We start from the raw sequence: 15429 nt of genomic DNA, 5'->3' as shown, positions 1-15429 counted from the left end.
CAATTGTCGTGTTGACAGACAGTTGATACAAGACAATGTGGGCTATTTGCCAAGAGTGCCATACGTCGATTTGGGTTGGGTTTGAATATGTTCAGCACGGAAACCAATACCGATAATATGCGATAAAATTCTGCGCAAAATAGGTGTACATGTTTTAATTAACAGACGAATAGATCAAGATACCGCCAAAGGTTGATTATTTTCAGTGTCGCTGAAAAAACGTTTATGTGCCATCACTTGCAGTCTTTGTGTCATTTTAGCAGGCCATTCGCGTCGTGCTTGCACCTTGGCTAGATCGTCGCTGTGGCAGTGTCCGCCTCGCAACTTTTCCGTAAGTATATTGGCAGCGGCGACAGCATCTTGTATGGCTAAATTAATGCCCACACCACCGATAGGCGACATGGCGTGAGCCGCATCGCCAATGCACAACAAGCCATCCCGATACCATCGTTGTAAACGGTTGATCTGTACACTGAGTAGTTTGACTTGTTCCCATGAATCAATAGCCTGAATTACATCGGTAAATGTGGGTTCAATATGACAGAGAGTGTCTTTAAATGCTGTTAGCCCTTTGGTTTTAATGGCATCGAACTGGCCTTTGCTAATTAACAGTGCCGTTTGGTAATAAGCCCCGCGATTAATCGTCACCATAAAGTGGCCATTGCGGATACGTGCCAAGGTTTCCGGTAGCTCAGTGTTGGGTTTGTTTAAACGAAACCACAATACATCAATCGGTGATTGGTAATCAAGAATCGCCATCTTTGAAAGGCTTCGAACGATAGAACTACGTCCATCCGCCCCCACCACCAAATCTGCAAAAATACGTACTTTGCCTTGCTGGGTTTGTACGATAACGCCTTTAACAGTATTGTTCTCTTCAATGAGTTCGGTGGCTTCTGCTCCCATATGCAAATAAAATTCAGGGTATTGTTGCGCTTGTTGTGCAATAAAATTTAAAAAATCCCATTGCGGGATCATGGCAATAAATTTAGCATGAGTAGCCAGTTTGGAAAAATCCGGCCCTTGAAACAGTTGGCCATTAATCAGCACGTACGCTTTAGCAATGCGCTGGTGCGGCTGTTGCAAAAATGCCTTGAGTATGCCCAATTCGTGCATGAGTTCCAGTGTTGACGGATGAATGGTGTCACCTCGAAAATCACGCAGGAAGTCATTATGTTTTTCTACAACAATGGTTTTAACACCGCTACGGGCTAACAGGAAACCGAGCATCATGCCAGCAGGGCCACCGCCTACTATGCAACATTGGGTTGTTAAAGATTTAGCGCTGGATGACATGGTAACTTTTCCATTTAATCAAAAGATCAAAGTGTAAGTGTTGGCAATGGATGTTTAATCAGCCCCATTAAGCTAACGCGATAAGGTGTGTTAAGCATAGGATGCTGCCGCATCAGGAGGCGCACTTATGCCTCTTTCGGATACCGTTTCGAGTGATTACTCAGTGGTGCGACTGTTAAATTCTCTTAAATATCCCCCATTAGCAAAATAAATACCTTGCGCCCCAAACTGATGAAAGCTAGGCCAGTCTATAACTTACTCAACTCTGTATTAACGGGATTCCAATGGATATAAAGCTTTTTCAACTTAGGACAGTTACAGCCACCGTTCGCACTGAGCTTGTCGAAGCATGAGCGGTACACTTCGACAAGTTCAGTGCGAACGGTTACGTTGTAATTTACAGGTTGGTTAAAATCATGCCGGTCATTAATCAAATGCGTTTTTTATATTGGCAATATCTTATATTTAAGCATCTTATCGAGTTGTTTAGATAGGCACGCGTTTTGCTCATTAATGTTTGAAAAAATTAAGTAGCTTGCTGATCTGGCTAGTACACCAAATTGTAAATCAACAGGATTTAAATATTAACTTGATGTAGTACACAACAGCGTTTTATTCATGATTTGAAGATTTTTATTATCCTGTTTTTATATGATTTGATGTACTAGGCTGTATCACTGCAATGACGCATCTGTGTTTAATCGGCCTTGATTTAATGGTGCTTGCTCGTTATAATTCACAAGTTATTGGGTTTGGAGTAGTGTGTGACAGATAGGAAATTCTCTACTGTCGTTAAAATCTTAAGCTATCAAGTTCTGATAACGATAATCATCACTCTTGGGTTTGCCGTGGCTGAAGGCTGGCAAAAGGCGTTATCTCCCTTATGTGGAGGCCTTGCAGCAATAATCCCAAACTTATATTTTGCGCTGCGTATTTACAAATCGGCAGGGCAAGAGGCAAGAAAGATCGTCCGGTCTTTTTATGCGGGAGAGTCAGGTAAGTTATTACTGACCGGCGCACTCTTTGCAATGATTTTTCAGATTCCAAACTTACAACTTTTACCGCTGTTTGTAGCATACGCAGCAGCTTTGTCGGTTTTTTGGTTTGCGCTGTTAATGCGCTAACACAGTAATTATTTTTTTGAGAGGAACGATGGCTACCGAAGCTCATGCCGCAGAAGGGGCAACCGGTTATATAATTCACCATTTAACGCCGCTCAGCGTAGGTAGTGGTTTTTGGACCTTGCATCTGGATACCCTGTTTTTTTCAGCGTTATTAGGTGGATTGTTCATCTGGTTTTTTAAGTCAGCCGCTGATAAGGCCACCGCTGGCGTACCAGGCTTGGTACAAAACTTTGTCGAAATGATGATTGAATTCGTCGACACCCAAGTGAAAGACAGCTTTCATGGCACCAGCAAGCTGATTGCGCCGCTGGCCTTGACCATATTTTGCTGGGTATTCCTGTGGAATTTTATGGATTTATTCCCTGTCGATATTCTGCCGAGCATTGGTTCAATGATGGGTTTGCCGTATTTACGCTCTGTGCCCAGTACCGATTTGAACGCCACGTTTGCGATGTCTATCTCGGTATTTGCGTTAATTATTTTCTACAGTATCAAAATAAAAGGTCCTATCGGCTTTGCTAAAGAGTTGTTGTTTCAACCTTTTGGCCCGTGGTTAATGCCTTTCAACTTATTGCTAAAGCTGGTTGAAGAAATTGCCAAGCCCATTTCACTGGCATTACGGTTATTTGGTAACCTGTATGCGGGCGAATTGATTTTTATTTTGATCGCGTTATTGCCAAGTTATCTTCAGCCGTTGCTGAGTTTCCCTTGGGCAATTTTTCATATTTTAATTATTACACTGCAAGCGTTCATCTTTATGGTATTGACAGTTGTTTACTTGAGCATGGCGCACGAACATCATTAACAAAACCCTTTTTTTAATTTAGAGTACCTTTGGAGGTATCATGGAAATTGCAGCTTTAATCGCTGATGTGCAAGGTATGACCGCTATCGCAGTCGGTTTGGTGTTGGGTATGGGCGCTTTAGGAACCGCTATTGGTTTCGGCTTGTTGGGTGGCAAATTTTTGGAAGGTGCGGCGCGTCAACCTGAAATGGTACCGATGTTGCAAGTAAAAATGTTCGTTGTTGCAGGTTTGTTAGACGCGGTCACCATGATCGGTGTGGGTTTGGCGTTGTTCTTCACCTTTGCAAACCCGTTCCTGTCAGCTGTCACCGCTGCGGCAGCAGGCTAAGAGCTGTTCATCTTTAATAGCAACAAAAGGAACGCGTCGTGAGTATCAATGCTACCCTGATTGGGCAAATGATTACCTTTGCACTTCTGGTATGGTTTACCATGAAGTACATTTGGCCGCCTTTATTCGACTCTCTTGAAGAGCGGAAAAAGAAAATTGCTGATGGATTGGCTGCTGCTGAAAGAGGTCAGGAAGACATACTTGCCGCTGAAGAAAGAGCTAAAATCGTTTTGAAAGAAGCCAAAGAACATTCTTCTGAGCTATTGAGTTTGGCGCAAAAACGTGCCAATGAAATTGTTGAAGAATCGAAAGACACGGCCAAAAAAGACGGTGAGCGTCTGATTATTGCGGCGAGAGCTCAGATTGATCAAGAAATACAGCAAGTGAAAGATAATTTGCGTGCGGAAGTGGCGACACTGGCTCTGGATGCCGCCGAACAGATTCTGGGTGCAGAAATTGATAAAGCCAAGCATCAAGACATCATTAATAAAGTTTCCAGCAAGTTATAAGGTCTAGCAGATGAGCGAATTGGCAACAATGGCGAGACCTTACGCGGCTGCGGCGTTTAAACGCGCCAAGGAAACCCAGTCTACCGATAAATGGTCGCAGGGTTTGGCATTTATGTCCGCATTGCTCAGCGATAAGAACATGCTGACACTGGTGGGTAACCCTAAAATTAGTAAAGACAAAGTCTGTGGCTTTTTGCTTGAGTTGTGCGAAGGTAAGCTTGATGCCGAAAGCATAAATTTTTTGAAGCTATTGGTGCAAAACAATCGTTTAATCTTGCTGCCGTCTATTGCTAATCTCTTCGAGGCGTATAAGTCCGAAGATGAGGGCAGTGTTAACGTAGAAGTGTTTACTGCGTTTGCGTTTACCAAAGAAGCCGAGAAGACCTTTGCGACCCAGCTTGAAAAAACCCTCAGCAAGAAAGTTCGAATGAATGTCACGGTCGACAAATCATTAATTGGTGGCGTTCTGGTCAGAGCCGGTGACAGAGTCATCGATCAATCGGTCAGAGGCCAGCTACAACACATGCAAAAAGCGCTACACTGAAACTGAGAAACAGCACATGCAATTAAACCCATCTGAAATAAGCGATCTGATTAAAAAGAAGATCGAAAACTTCGACCTGAGCGAAACGTCTCACACAGAAGGTACCGTGGTCAGTGTGACTGACGGTATTGTACGAGTCCACGGACTGTCTGAAGCGATGCAAGGTGAAATGCTGGAATTTCCTGGCAATACCTTTGGCATGGCGCTTAACTTGGAACGTGATTCAGTCGGCGCGGTAATATTAGGTGCTTACCAGCACATTTCCGAAGGCGATACCGTTAAATGTACCGGCAAGATTTTGGAAGTGCCGGTTGGTGAAGCCCTTTTAGGCCGTGTCGTTGATGCGCTGGGCAACCCTATTGATGGCAAAGGTGCCATTGAAACTACTGAAACCTCGCCGATTGAAAAAATCGCGCCGGGCGTTATTGCCCGTCAATCGGTAGACCAGCCCGTACAATTGGGTTTAAAGTCGATTGATGCGATGATTCCGGTTGGCCGTGGCCAGCGTGAATTAATTATTGGCGACCGTCAAACCGGCAAAACTGCGATTGCGATTGATGCCATCATCAATCAAAAAGGCACCGGTATTAAGTGTATTTATGTCGCTATCGGCCAAAAACGTTCGTCAGTGGCCAACGTTGTCCGTAAGCTTGAAGAACACGATGCTTTAGCGCACACGATTATCGTGGTGGCTTCTGCGTCTGAATCGGCGGCGCTGCAATTTATTGCCCCGTACACCGGTTGTTCGATGGGCGAATTTTTCCGCGATCGCGGTGAAGATGCGCTGATTATTTATGACGATTTGACCAAACAAGCCTGGGCGTATCGCCAAGTGTCGTTGTTGTTGCGTCGTCCGCCTGGCCGTGAAGCCTATCCTGGTGACGTGTTTTATTTGCATTCGCGTTTGCTGGAACGTGCCGCGCGTATCAATGCTGACGAAGTTGAAAGACTGACTAACGGCAGAGTGAAAGGTAAAACCGGTTCGTTGACGGCGCTGCCAATCATCGAAACCCAAGGCGGTGACGTATCCGCTTTCGTACCGACCAACGTAATTTCGATCACTGACGGCCAGATATTTTTGGAAAGCAGCTTGTTCAACTCAGGCATCCGTCCTGCGGTTAACGCGGGGCTTTCGGTATCGCGGGTCGGCGGTGCGGCGCAAACCAAGATCATTAAAAAGTTGGGTGGCGGCACACGTTTGGATTTGGCGCAATACCGTGAATTGGCTGCTTTTGCACAGTTTGCCTCTGATTTGGATGAAGCGACCCGTAAACAGATTGAACGTGGTCAACGGGTTACCGAGTTGATGAAGCAAAACCAATACTCGCCGATGTCGGTTGCACAAATGGCGGTGTCGTTGTTTGCTGCCAATGAAGGCTTTCTGGATAAGCTGGAAGTTAACAAAGTTTTGGCTTTCGAAGCCGATTTATTGTCGTACATGAAATCGCAGCATGGCGCGTTGATGGACACCATCAACAGCACCGGTGATTTTTCCGATGACATTAAAAATGGCATGAAAGCGGCAATTGAATCTTTTGTTAAAACGTATAGCTAATAAAAAGGTCTTCTGATGGCTGTTGGTAAAGAAATACGCACTAAGATCGCCAGTATTAAAAATACGCAAAAAATTACCCGCGCGATGGAAATGGTCGCTGCGAGTAAAATGCGTAAAACCAAAGACAGAATGCTGGCAACACGGCCTTATTCTAAAAAAATGGGTCGGATTATCAAACATCTTGCCCATGCCAATCCGGAATATAAGCACACTTTCCTCGTTAAACGCGAGGTTAAGCGTATTGGCTTGATTGTGATCAGTTCTGATCGAGGTTTGTGCGGCGGTTTGAATTCGAACCTGTTTAGAAAAACCCTGACCAGCCTGACTCAATGGGACAACGCCAACATTGAAGTTGATGTGTGTACGGTCGGTAATAAGGCAGCGGGATTTTTTGGCTCGCTGAAAACCAATCTGGTCGGTCAAGTGGGCAAACTCGGCGATGCGCCGCATTTGCAGGATATTATCGGTGTGATTAAAATCATGCTTGATGCCTATCAGCAGGGCACTATTGACGAGTTGTACATTGCCAGTAACGAATTCGTTAACACGATGACACAACAGCCAACCGTTGAAAGATTGTTGCCTGTAGTGGCCGATGAAATCGACGCAAGCTTGAGTGGTTATTGGGATTATATTTATGAACCCGATGCCAAAGACGTGCTGGATCATTTACTGGGGCGTTATATCGAATCGATTGTTTATCAGGGTTTGGTAGAAAATAATGCCTGCGAACAGGCGGCTAGAATGATCGCCATGAAAAGTGCGTCGGATAATGCCGGTAATCTTATCAAAGAGTTACAGCTGATCTATAACAAAGCCCGACAAGCTGCTATTACACAAGAAATTTCAGAAATTGTTGCCGGTGCCGCAGCTGTTTAAGTTCAAACAAACAATACAATACAAGAGGACACTCAATGAGTTCGGGTAAAATCGTTCAGATTATTGGCGCGGTCGTCGACGTGGAGTTTTCCCGCGAAGACCTACCAAAAGTATATGATGCCTTGGTCGTAGAAGGCAAAGACTTAATATTGGAAGTGCAACAACAATTAGGCGACGGTGTCGCTAGAACGATTGCGATGGGTAGCACCGATGGTTTAAGCCGTGGCTTAACCGTCACTAACACGCTAGCGCCGATTTCAGTGCCGGTGGGTCAAGCGACCTTGGGTCGTATCATGAACGTGTTGGGTCATCCCATTGACGAACGTGGTCCTATCGGTGAACAAGAGCAATGGGCTATCCACCGTGAAGCGCCCAGCTACGCTGAACAAGCATCGGCCACTGAATTGCTGGAAACTGGCATCAAGGTTATTGACTTGGTGTGTCCGTTTACCAAAGGCGGTAAAGTGGGTCTGTTTGGCGGTGCCGGTGTCGGCAAGACCGTTAACATGATGGAATTGATCAATAATATTGCGACCCAGCATTCTGGTTTGTCGGTATTTGCAGGGGTTGGTGAACGTACCCGTGAAGGTAACGATTTCTATCACGAAATGCAGGAAGCTGGCGTTATCGACGGCGAAAATCTGGGCAATTCCAAAGTAGCGATGGTATACGGCCAAATGAACGAGCCACCTGGAAACAGACTGCGTGTGGCGTTAACGGGTTTGACCATGGCGGAATATTTTCGTGACGAAGGCCGTGACGTATTGTTCTTTGTGGACAATATTTACCGTTACACCTTGGCTGGAACAGAAGTGTCGGCGCTATTAGGCCGTATGCCGTCTGCGGTAGGTTATCAGCCTACACTGGCTGAAGAAATGGGCGTGTTGCAAGAGCGTATTACGTCCACCAAAAAAGGTTCTATCACGTCGATCCAAGCGGTATACGTACCAGCGGATGATTTGACCGATCCATCGCCTGCGACAACCTTCGCGCATTTGGATGCGACCGTGGTATTGTCCCGCCAGATTGCAGAACTGGGTATTTACCCTGCGGTTGATCCTTTGGATTCTACCAGCCGTCAGCTTGACCCGTTGGTTATTGGCCAAGAGCATTATGACGTGGCGCGTAGTGTGCAAGGTATCTTGCAACGTTATAAAGAATTGCGTGATATTATCGCCATTTTGGGTATGGACGAGTTGTCGGAAGCCGATAAATTGGTGGTGACCAGAGCGCGTAAAATTCAGCGTTTCTTGTCGCAGCCGTTTACCGTTGCTGAAGTGTTTACTGGTGCCAAAGGTAAATACGTATCATTGAAAGATACCATTGCCGGCTTTAAAAGCATACTCAGCGGCGAACACGATGCCATTCCAGAACAGGCTTTTTATATGGTGGGTACCATAGAAGAAGCATTGGAAAAAGCCGCCAAGATGAAAGGCTAACTTTCGGGACATGTTATGACCACGACTGTACACGTAGACATCGTCAGCGCCGAGAAAGAAATTTTTTCTGGCACAGCTGAAATGGTATTTGCCCCCGCTGAAATGGGCGAGGTGGGTATTTCGCCGCGTCATGCGCCGTTTATTACCCGCCTTAAACCAGGTGAAGTAAGGGTTAAAACCGGTGAGAAAGAAAACTATCCGTTTTATATCTCCGGTGGAATTTTGGAAGTGCAGCCGCATTTAGTGACTATTCTTGCTGATACCGCTATCAGAGCGAAAGACATTGACGAAGCGGCTGCTATAGAAGCCAAAGCCAAAGCGGAAGAAGCGCTGGCTGATAAAACAGGCAAGATAGATTACGCTACCGCACAAGCGCAATTGCTTGAGGCGATGATGCAGTTGCAAACCTTGGACAGGCTGAGAAAGCGTGGCGGGTAAGTAGACCACTGATTTTCTGGATACCATAGAGAACCCGATAGCGTTTGTTATCGGGTTTTTTGTTTTAAACTGAGATATAAATTTTCATATGTAAATTAACGCTCTGGCTTGGGTAATGCCTTTTTTTGGTAGCTGACCTGCTTACCCACTAAACTGGATACAAATACACTGGCCTCCAAAATGGTTTGCTCCATAGCCTGTATTAATTGTGAAATATCGATACTGATGGTGGTGAATTCATGATGCAGTGCGCTAATAGCATGCGCATTGAGATTGTGTTTAAGGTATAGCACTTGGTCTTTAAAAGCGGTTAATACCGGCTGAATTTTGTTTTCTGCTTGGCGCATGGCCTTCATCAGGCGTGCGTAGTTTTGTCGCGCAGATTTTAAATGTTGCTTGCTACTAAAACGCAGACTACGACTGCTGTATTGGTTTAATTCATTTTCCCATTCTAAAAATAAAGCTTCGCTTACCGCTTCAATAGCTTTAATGCGCTGACTGACGTGTTCTGATTTAGATCGGCAAAACTGGTATTGTCGATTCAGTAAATTGTAACGTTGCTCTAAGGGTGTTTCATCAACAATAACTACGTTTTTAAAGCGTGCTAAAGCAGCTTCAAATTCATCGCGCGTGTGTTGTAAATCAACACACACTTGCTCTACTTCATGCACCATAATATCGCGTTTATGTTCCCCGATTGATTCTTTGGCAGAGTAATAAAAATGTTTAAATTTGCTGGAAAAAAATTGGCTAAATAAGTTGATCAATTGTTCGAGTGAATCGGTTGGAGATTTATTGTCAGCCATCAGAATTGGTGTGCATGAATTAGGGTTATTTTAAACGCCGCATTTTCGGTAAACAGGCCAAATGCTTTATCGACAATATGACTGCTTGCAAGTTCAGACAGGCTGAGAGCGGGGTCAATGTCTGCTGATTTTATCAGGATTAATTCGCTGGCGGAAAGTTGTTGTGCTAACCAGGCAGACAAGCTATCTGAGGTAATATCCCAGCTGGCAAAGATGCTTGCATGATTGAGCTCAACTATATCTGGCGACCAAATCATAATATTTTGGCCATGTTTTTGAATATCTATCAGTGATGAAACAATGCTAAATTCGTTTTTAAGGCCTTTAAATAATAAAGCCATTTGCTGCATAGCTAAAATAGCCATGTGATGCGCGATTTTGTCGCTAAACTGCCAGCGTTGTTGTGCTAATCTTACTTGATCTGCAAAGCTACCGCCACCTGGTACAATAACCGTGGACGTATTGCGATAGCGCTGTTCAATGTTGTCCAGACATTGTAACAAAGTGCCCGCTTGCGCTAGGCTTCCGCCTAATTTGATCACAACCATGATGGTGTTGCACGCTTATGCTTAGCGTAGTGTGTACAGTAATAGAATTTGTGTCGCATGCGTTGGGCGGGTATATAAATGTGTAGCGGCAATTTTAATTTACCACCTTATAGCGTTTATCATGCCATTATTTATTGTATTGTGTCTTGCACTTAGTTTTATTGTTCAAACCGAACAGCCTGTTCAAGTGTTATTGATAGCGCCTTGGCTCACCTACACGGGGGTAGGTTTGGCTGGGCTGATTATGCTGGGGGTATTGTGTAAGAAGCTTACAGATTTAATGTGGTTTGATTTTTTTGCCAGTTGTGTATTGATAGCATGGTTTTCTTACTGGAAACCGTTGTACGTTGCCGAGTCGCCGATGTTCTTTTTTTTTCCAGTGTATTTTGTCGTGATAACCGCTTTTGTTTGGGTATTTTTTGTAGGACAGCGTAACAATATCGACGATGAGACTTTTGGTTATGTGCAAAAATTTGCCGAACATAGCATGACACAACCGTGGTTAATCATGCTGTATGCATTAGGCAGCCTTAAATTACTGGAACATTTTTTACAGTACCCAGTCGCCATGACCTTATTGATACTCAGATTCGCGTTATCTGGGTGTTTGCAACGCGAATCCAAGTTAAAATGATAAAGCTTAGCGTAAAGCGGTACGTGACGCGCTCAGCCCTTCTGGTCGACTAACAGTACATTGCACATTTTTTTGCCACAATACTTTACACACATCGCCCGCAGTATAAATGGAATTATAGCCAGACCACAATGCATGCCAGCGCGATTGGTTATTAAGTAATTGGCGTTTAATCACCATAGGGCGGGCAGGGCTTAGCGTTTGTGCTAGACTTAATCCTGCTTGTTTATTAAAGTTTTCTGCCGCGTATTGCGTAGGGTATTCGCCTAAATCAACAGACCATTGTTGATCGGTGTGGCTGACTGTTGGCTTATACGTAACAGGCGTATACAAGGTATGGCTTTTCCTAATTGATTTGGGTTCATCGGAAGCGTTGTTTTCATCCGTCCAGTTCTTTGACGATTCGCCATTGTACACGTAACTGGATTCTGGCTTATTACCACAGCTGAGTTGGTAGGGTGGCGCACCGGCTGATCCTGACGGCACATCGTTGATATGTGTTTGTCGACCATAAGCACGCCCATCACCAGAATCATTAGAAAAGCCCGCATCCATGAAATCATACATTAAGTCGTAACGTTCGCTGCTGGTCATGCCGCCCAATACCACGCCAATTAAACGTTGACCATCTTGCTGCGCTGTGGCAATCAGGTTATGGCCAGAGCCACAAGTGTAGCCAGTTTTCATACCTTCTGCACCTGGATAGGAGGCAACAAATTTATTGGTACTGGTATATTCTTTGCCGTTGTAATAAAAGCTGTGTGTGGAAAATAATCGGTAATATTCAGGGAAATCACGTTGTACACGCCAGGCAATAACAGCCATGTCATGTGCTGTGGTTACTTGTCTATCATGCGGTAAGCCTGTTGCGTTCATAAAGTTAGAGTTACTCATGTTCAGCTCATGTGCTTGGCGGGTCATTTGGGTGGCAAAATTGTATTCGGTTCCACCTATTTCTTCGGCAAGTACCACTGCCGCATCGTTCGCCGAGCGCGTAATGACTGCAAGAACAGCATCTTCTACACTCAGCCGCTCACCTGCTCTTAAGCCTAATTTACTGGGTTTTTGTTGCGCGGCATGGCTAGACACTGTCATCATGTCATCTAAATGTAAGCGTCTATCTCTGAGTGCATCAAATACCATATAAAGCGTCATTACTTTGGTTAATGAGGCGGGATACCATGCTTTATGTGCATCTACTTGTTCTATAACGTTACCGGTGTTCGCATTAACGACGATAGCGGCGTAACGGGCATGGCTTAATCCTGAGGTTATTATCAAGCAGAAGGGAACAATAAGGCGTGGTAGGTATTTTACGTTAGTCATTTTAAGTATGGGTCTCAAAAAGCAGTTGTTACAAAGGAATTAGGTTTACGGTCTATCTGTTATGCATATTTTTGCAAATACGCTGAATATTTTTATTTAAATCGGGTTTATGATTACGTGCATTGATAAGTCATTGCTTTTGAAAGCTTACCTTTAATACTTAAGCAAATTAAATGCCAAGTTAAAAAATAACGTCAAAGCAATGAATGCAGATTATTTTTTTTATTAACCAGCTAATAAATATAGTAAAAAAATAGAGATGGATTTATTTATTTTTTGATCGATAAAAAAACGACGGCGGCTCTTATTAAGATGTAATCAAATCTGACAAAATTCCTGTAAATATTTTTCTTAACCCAAAATAATCAGGCTATTTTAAAAAAAACTTAGCTGTGCATTAAGTGCCATTGACAGCGCAGTAATGAAAAAAAATTCTAAGTCATTAAATTATTTGCAATATAATAGGCGATTTATGTGAAGGCCGCGATAGTTAAAAGTCTATAAAAATCGACACCACTGGTCAGTAGTTGTATTTTATTTTGACGGGTGTATGAGAATAGGAGACATTAACCTGAAAATAGTTTGTTTTGGTATTACAGCTTTGCGTAAAAACCGAATACCAATGCAATTATCATGATTAAATATAGTCAATATTTTGCGTAACGTGGTGGTATTTGTAGTGATTATTTGATTTTTTTGTCATTTTTTGGCGATTTTTGTGAACCAAGTTCCAATAAATCATCCATACAGCCGTAAGGCCACGCACCTCGGCAAATTCCCCATGATCCACCCACGTTGCCTTCACTGCCCGGTTTCCAATTTTCTGAAAACGCTTCAAAGACCACGCCGGACCAATTTCGTTCCGCCAGTTTTTTAAAGGTGTTTTGCACGACTGTTTTTTGATTATCACTGCTGGAAACACCACAATGTTGGCCGGTATGGATATTGGTTGCTGTTTCACCTTCAGGCGCATTTGGCCAGCCAAATTCAGTGACTATGACTTCTTTTTTAGGGTAGGTTTTACGCAGTTCTTCCAGTCGAGCGATACTAAAATCAGCGGCTTTTTCGGCGGGTATGCACGGGTAAAGTCCAGAAAATATACTTTCCCACCACGGGTGAATATTCGCACCTATCCAATCGACGGACTCAGTAAAGCTGTTTTGTTCACACGGTGTTGCGTGATTACACCATTCCCACCAAACATCAATGGTAGTGACAGGTTGTTTAACGCCCGCTTTGTGTAAGCTGTCAATACAACGGGTAATTTCGCCGTCAAATTTATTACCGTGACGGGTACGTACTTCCGAGCCGCAGCTGAGCTTTATAATGGTATCGGGATAGGCCTTGGCAACTTCAATGCCTTTAGTGATAGATTGCGAGTTAATCTCAATTTCTTTATCAATCCACAAAATAGCAATCACTTTAAAATTTCTTTCTTTCGCACTGGCAAAAATAGTATCCAAGCCATTGAGAACACCATAGGTCATAATGCAACGAAATGGCGTTTTTTCGATGAGCTTATCCAGTAACTCATCGATTAATTCTTTACTGGGTGGCGGGCCGTAATCGGGGCTGAGCTTGCCAACATAAGGACTAAACGCGGCACACTGCAAGGCTTTGTTATTTTTAGCGTGTGAGATTGTTTGTGGATGCCCGTGCCCGTGCTTGCGAGCTAATGCCGCACGGCAATCAATTAACGCCATAATAACGATAATAATTAAAAAAAAATTCTTCACGCAGACCTCTTAAGAATCTATGGAGAGATGCTTATGATAGGCGATTTTTTAATTTGAAGTGCCAAATTTTACATGACGCGCTCAAATGCCTACATCAGAACGCATTACTGGATACAACATTGACTGTAGGCAGGTTGACATGAAAAGCATCAGTATAAATATCACTCAGCGAAGCACCTTTAAGATAAGCCTTTTTTTGGGTTTGCTGAACCATTTCAGGATGGCCACACAAATACACGCGCCAACCTTTTAAGGTTGGTGTTGCCGCAAAAGCAACATCATGCGCTCTACCAGTGATTAAATCAGTAGCTGTGTTTTCGCCTGAAAGGCACGGGGTATAGTAAAAATTGTCCACAGTTACCGCCAGTTCGCGCATTTCATTCATCAGGTACAAGCCATCAATATCACGGCTACCGTGGAACAAATGAATGGGTCCGGTATGATTTTGCTGTAATGCATCGTAAATAATACCAACCAGTGGCGCTAATCCGGTGCCGGTACCAACTAACAGCAAAGGTTGTTCTGCCCGTCCAGGCGGGTGTGATTAAAAGTGCGGGGAATCTCATGCAGCTGCTGCGATTGGCAAATTACGCCAATAGTCTTCCCAATCACCATTAGCTCTTACAACACGTAGTGCTAACATTGGCTCAATATTGGCCGCTTTCCACCAAGCCCCCGGTAATTTTAACCGTTGCTGAATGACATAACGGTGCGCACTTTCGATCTCGCCTGAACCAATGGGCAGGCCTTTTTCTATCGCGCCTTTGTAATCCAGTTGACCTGTACGATTACTTAAGTAACGATGGCAAGCACGCACAGGAGCTTTATCATTTTCAATATCTTCGGCTTCCAGATGAACAATCAAATTCTCAATGACAACCGCATACTCATTGTTTTTTAAAAGCTTCTTCTGGGTTTCCATCCAGATTTGAGGGGCTACCAGCGCACACGTTTTTGAGGCGGCAGCCAAGTAGTCGCAGGCATGGAAAAAATCCACAAGATAGCTCGCCTGACTGCCAAACTTGGCGTGAGTTTGATCCGCTATCCAAAACGCACCGTCACCGACACCATGCACACGGGTTTGTGTCCCAAAACCTGCGGCTACCGCACAGTTCAGCAACGATTGGCCGGCATCATTCACACTGCCACCAAAGGTGGCATCGAACTTGGGTGTTACGCTGCCTTCCTCGTGAACTAAGGCTAATCGCGCCTCTTGCCAATGCAGCTTTTTCCCTTTCCGCTTGTCGTCTCCATCAAGACTGATCGTGACAATGGGTAACATACAGCCGTCTATCTCAGCAATCTGTTGTAGGCAACCAAGCGTTGTTGATGGCAATGTCGCTATTTCCCGTTGCTGCTGCATTTGTTGGCCATGATATTCAGTAATCTTACGGATGGTACTGACTGGCATTTCTATTCCATAATGCTCAAGTAATTTTTTATCAACTTGGCCAAACGCATG

At 44.1% G+C, this 15429-nt stretch carries 17 protein-coding genes; 10 read left to right on the top strand and 7 right to left on the bottom strand.

Annotated elements, in window-relative coordinates:
- Positions 1 to 174: 174 nt before the first annotated feature.
- A complete protein-coding gene (locus CRENPOLYSF2_RS02885) occupies positions 175 to 1296 on the bottom strand; it encodes an FAD-dependent oxidoreductase (RefSeq protein ID WP_217884054.1) in 1122 nt (373 codons plus the stop codon).
- 764 nt (positions 1297 to 2060) lie between these two features.
- Between CRENPOLYSF2_RS02885 and CRENPOLYSF2_RS02880 the strand changes: the two genes are divergently transcribed.
- Genes CRENPOLYSF2_RS02880 through CRENPOLYSF2_RS02840 form a run of 9 tightly spaced genes read left to right on the top strand, consistent with a single transcriptional unit; the run spans position 2061 to position 8917 of the window.
- Positions 2061 to 2420, top strand: a complete 360-nt coding sequence (locus tag CRENPOLYSF2_RS02880; protein ID WP_087142461.1) for an ATP synthase subunit I — start codon at positions 2061 to 2063, stop codon at positions 2418 to 2420.
- Between the two features lie 28 nt (positions 2421 to 2448).
- Positions 2449 to 3225 (top strand): F0F1 ATP synthase subunit A, encoded by a 777-nt coding sequence (gene atpB, locus CRENPOLYSF2_RS02875; RefSeq protein ID WP_087142460.1) that lies wholly within the window; start codon positions 2449 to 2451, stop codon positions 3223 to 3225.
- Between the two features lie 40 nt (positions 3226 to 3265).
- Positions 3266 to 3553 carry a F0F1 ATP synthase subunit C gene (gene atpE / locus CRENPOLYSF2_RS02870; protein WP_087142459.1) on the top strand — a complete coding sequence of 96 codons (288 nt, stop codon included), beginning with the start codon at positions 3266 to 3268 and terminating at the stop codon, positions 3551 to 3553.
- A 38-nt stretch (positions 3554 to 3591) separates the two neighbouring features.
- Positions 3592 to 4062, top strand: coding sequence for a F0F1 ATP synthase subunit B (locus tag CRENPOLYSF2_RS02865; protein ID WP_087142458.1), 471 nt, complete (start codon positions 3592 to 3594; stop codon positions 4060 to 4062).
- 10 nt (positions 4063 to 4072) lie between these two features.
- A complete protein-coding gene (locus CRENPOLYSF2_RS02860) occupies positions 4073 to 4606 on the top strand; it encodes a F0F1 ATP synthase subunit delta (RefSeq protein ID WP_087142457.1) in 534 nt (177 codons plus the stop codon).
- Between the two features lie 16 nt (positions 4607 to 4622).
- Entirely contained in the window at positions 4623 to 6161 is a 1539-nt protein-coding gene (atpA, locus tag CRENPOLYSF2_RS02855) for a F0F1 ATP synthase subunit alpha (protein WP_087142456.1), read from the top strand.
- Positions 6162 to 6176: 15 nt separating this feature from the next.
- Positions 6177 to 7040, top strand: coding sequence for a F0F1 ATP synthase subunit gamma (atpG, locus tag CRENPOLYSF2_RS02850; protein WP_087142455.1), 864 nt, complete (start codon positions 6177 to 6179; stop codon positions 7038 to 7040).
- A 35-nt stretch (positions 7041 to 7075) separates the two neighbouring features.
- On the top strand, positions 7076 to 8479 hold the full coding sequence (atpD, locus tag CRENPOLYSF2_RS02845) for a F0F1 ATP synthase subunit beta (RefSeq protein WP_087142454.1): 1404 nt from the start codon (positions 7076 to 7078) through the stop codon (positions 8477 to 8479).
- A 15-nt stretch (positions 8480 to 8494) separates the two neighbouring features.
- On the top strand, positions 8495 to 8917 hold the full coding sequence (locus CRENPOLYSF2_RS02840; RefSeq protein WP_087142453.1) for a F0F1 ATP synthase subunit epsilon: 423 nt from the start codon (positions 8495 to 8497) through the stop codon (positions 8915 to 8917).
- 95 nt (positions 8918 to 9012) lie between these two features.
- Here the strand turns inward: CRENPOLYSF2_RS02840 and CRENPOLYSF2_RS02835 are convergent, their stop codons facing one another.
- Positions 9013 to 9723, bottom strand: a complete 711-nt coding sequence (locus CRENPOLYSF2_RS02835) for a DUF2959 domain-containing protein (protein WP_087142452.1) — start codon at positions 9721 to 9723, stop codon at positions 9013 to 9015.
- Positions 9723 to 10271: an amino acid kinase family protein gene (locus CRENPOLYSF2_RS02830; RefSeq protein WP_087142451.1), complete on the bottom strand. Its 549-nt coding sequence runs from the start codon at positions 10269 to 10271 to the stop codon at positions 9723 to 9725. Before CRENPOLYSF2_RS02830 ends, CRENPOLYSF2_RS02835 begins: the two co-directional genes overlap by 1 nt.
- A gap of 121 nt (positions 10272 to 10392) precedes the next feature.
- Between CRENPOLYSF2_RS02830 and CRENPOLYSF2_RS02825 the strand changes: the two genes are divergently transcribed.
- A complete protein-coding gene (locus tag CRENPOLYSF2_RS02825; protein ID WP_087142450.1) occupies positions 10393 to 10905 on the top strand; it encodes a hypothetical protein in 513 nt (170 codons plus the stop codon).
- 6 nt (positions 10906 to 10911) lie between these two features.
- On the opposite strand, the gene CRENPOLYSF2_RS02820 is transcribed toward CRENPOLYSF2_RS02825, so the two are convergent.
- From CRENPOLYSF2_RS02820 to CRENPOLYSF2_RS02805, 4 genes are all read right to left on the bottom strand, one after another.
- The gene (locus CRENPOLYSF2_RS02820) at positions 10912 to 12231 is read right to left on the bottom strand and encodes a D-alanyl-D-alanine carboxypeptidase family protein (protein ID WP_087142449.1); all 1320 of its coding nucleotides are present in this window, start codon (positions 12229 to 12231) and stop codon (positions 10912 to 10914) included.
- A 683-nt stretch (positions 12232 to 12914) separates the two neighbouring features.
- Positions 12915 to 13967, bottom strand: a complete 1053-nt coding sequence (locus CRENPOLYSF2_RS02815) for a glycoside hydrolase family 17 protein (protein WP_087142448.1) — start codon at positions 13965 to 13967, stop codon at positions 12915 to 12917.
- A 94-nt stretch (positions 13968 to 14061) separates the two neighbouring features.
- Positions 14062 to 14481, bottom strand: coding sequence for a ferredoxin reductase domain-containing protein (locus tag CRENPOLYSF2_RS02810; protein ID WP_087142447.1), 420 nt, complete (start codon positions 14479 to 14481; stop codon positions 14062 to 14064).
- 48 nt (positions 14482 to 14529) lie between these two features.
- Positions 14530 to 15429 (bottom strand): UPF0236 family protein (locus CRENPOLYSF2_RS02805; RefSeq protein ID WP_087142446.1); only part of this gene is annotated, 900 nt, incomplete at its 5' end.

Source organism: Crenothrix polyspora (genome assembly GCF_900163755.1).
Classification (GTDB): Bacteria; Pseudomonadota; Gammaproteobacteria; order Methylococcales; family Methylomonadaceae; genus Crenothrix; species Crenothrix polyspora.
This window is presented reverse-complemented; position numbering and strand designations above follow the sequence as displayed.

Excerpts from the sequence above, each read along its gene's own strand:
- CRENPOLYSF2_RS02885 (WP_217884054.1), bottom strand. The coding sequence starts at position 1,296 with ATGTCATCCAGCGCTAAATCTTTAACAACCCAATGTTGCATAGTAGGC.
- atpB (WP_087142460.1), top strand. The coding sequence starts at position 2,449 with ATGGCTACCGAAGCTCATGCCGCAGAAGGGGCAACCGGTTATATAATT.
- atpE (WP_087142459.1), top strand. The coding sequence starts at position 3,266 with ATGGAAATTGCAGCTTTAATCGCTGATGTGCAAGGTATGACCGCTATC.
- CRENPOLYSF2_RS02860 (WP_087142457.1), top strand. The coding sequence starts at position 4,073 with ATGAGCGAATTGGCAACAATGGCGAGACCTTACGCGGCTGCGGCGTTT.
- atpA (WP_087142456.1), top strand. The coding sequence starts at position 4,623 with ATGCAATTAAACCCATCTGAAATAAGCGATCTGATTAAAAAGAAGATC.
- atpG (WP_087142455.1), top strand. The coding sequence starts at position 6,177 with ATGGCTGTTGGTAAAGAAATACGCACTAAGATCGCCAGTATTAAAAAT.
- atpD (WP_087142454.1), top strand. The coding sequence starts at position 7,076 with ATGAGTTCGGGTAAAATCGTTCAGATTATTGGCGCGGTCGTCGACGTG.
- CRENPOLYSF2_RS02840 (WP_087142453.1), top strand. The coding sequence starts at position 8,495 with ATGACCACGACTGTACACGTAGACATCGTCAGCGCCGAGAAAGAAATT.
- CRENPOLYSF2_RS02835 (WP_087142452.1), bottom strand. The coding sequence starts at position 9,723 with ATGGCTGACAATAAATCTCCAACCGATTCACTCGAACAATTGATCAAC.
- CRENPOLYSF2_RS02830 (WP_087142451.1), bottom strand. The coding sequence starts at position 10,271 with ATGGTTGTGATCAAATTAGGCGGAAGCCTAGCGCAAGCGGGCACTTTG.
- CRENPOLYSF2_RS02825 (WP_087142450.1), top strand. The coding sequence starts at position 10,393 with ATGCCATTATTTATTGTATTGTGTCTTGCACTTAGTTTTATTGTTCAA.
- CRENPOLYSF2_RS02820 (WP_087142449.1), bottom strand. The coding sequence starts at position 12,231 with ATGACTAACGTAAAATACCTACCACGCCTTATTGTTCCCTTCTGCTTG.